The organism is Lysinibacillus sp. GbtcB16, assembly GCF_019091145.1.
GTDB classification, from domain to species: Bacteria; Bacillota; Bacilli; order Bacillales_A; family Planococcaceae; genus Lysinibacillus; species Lysinibacillus fusiformis.
Window position 1 is genome coordinate 1 of record NZ_JAGXJV010000286.1, and the last position, 280, is coordinate 280.

Consider the following 280-nt stretch of genomic DNA (forward strand, 5'->3'; position numbering starts at 1 on the left):
AGCATTCAGCGGCACAGATGATGGTTCCTCCCTCTTTCACAATCTTATGGGCCGCACTCATCCCTTTAACCGCCTGATACAAATTCTGGGCCAACGGATATCCTGAATTGGAAGTGATGACGACATCGAACCGATTCTCAACCGGGATCATCGCATGCTGTTTGGTGAAGGCACACCCTTGATCATGGGCTTCAAACAACTCACCGGCAAAAATCCGCGTGATTTCCTTCGATTTATTTAATGTCACATTAAGCATAAAATGGGGCTTGCACATGCGATT

At 46.8% G+C, this 280-nt stretch carries 1 pseudogene; it reads right to left on the bottom strand.

From position 1 onward, the window contains the following. Window positions 1-280: pseudogene (locus KVT27_RS24285) on the bottom strand (nickel-dependent lactate racemase); the annotation flags it as partial.